Here is an 801-nt window from a genome sequence, read left to right as displayed (position 1 = left end):
CACCCCCCAAGAACATACGGCCAACCGACACGTCAGTTGCTGCGGCGTATACCACCATTACGATGGAAGGCGGAATCAAGATACCCAAAGTACCCGCGTTACAAATAACACCTGCCGCGAACTCTTTTGAGTAACCATTTTTCACCATACCTGCAATTACGATACTACCGATCGCAACTACGGTCGCTGGAGAAGAACCAGAAAGCGCCGCAAACATCATACACGCTACAACTGATGCCATTGCCAAACCGCCGCGGAACCAACCAACCATTGCGATTGCAAAGCGAATGATTCGTTTCGCCACACCACCGGTCGACATAAAGCTAGAAGCCAAAATGAAGAATGGGATAGCCAGCAAGGTGTAGTGTCCGGCGAAGGCATTAAACAGGGTTTGCGCTACAGAGGCCAATGACGCATCAGAGTGCATCAGCAAAAATAGGATACTGGATAGACCCAGTGAAATAGCAATCGGCACGCCCACCAGCATCAAAGCGATTACCATCAGAAATAGAAATAACATCGCCATGATTAGTCGTCCTTGCTTTTCGATTGTTGATTAGATGGCTTATCGTCTTCCGTTTTCACGGCGTTTTGCGAATCCAAAATCGCGGTCGCGTCTTCGTCACTTCCAGCTTCCACTTGTGCTTTAAGCGCATCCAGATCTTCTTCGGCTTCGTGACCTGCGATCATGCGGTCGATCTTGCCTGTCGCGACTTGATAAGCGATCTGTGCAAAACGAAAGGTTAGAAGAGCCATACCAATCGGTAGTGCCATGTAAGGAATGAATCGAGGCAGCTTTTC

At 48.9% G+C, this 801-nt stretch carries 1 protein-coding gene and 1 pseudogene; both read right to left on the bottom strand.

Annotated elements, in window-relative coordinates; all coding sequences use genetic code 11:
• The coding region (locus KIV40_RS34450; RefSeq protein WP_285353942.1) for a TRAP transporter large permease subunit at window positions 1–526 on the bottom strand (526 nt) is incomplete at its 3' end.
• 2 nt (window positions 527–528) lie between these two features.
• Window positions 529–801: pseudogene (locus KIV40_RS34445) on the bottom strand (TRAP transporter small permease); the annotation flags it as partial.

This window comes from Vibrio sp. D173a (genome assembly GCF_030248475.1).
Note: the sequence above shows the minus strand (reverse complement) of the source record. Positions and strands in the feature narration are given on the sequence as shown.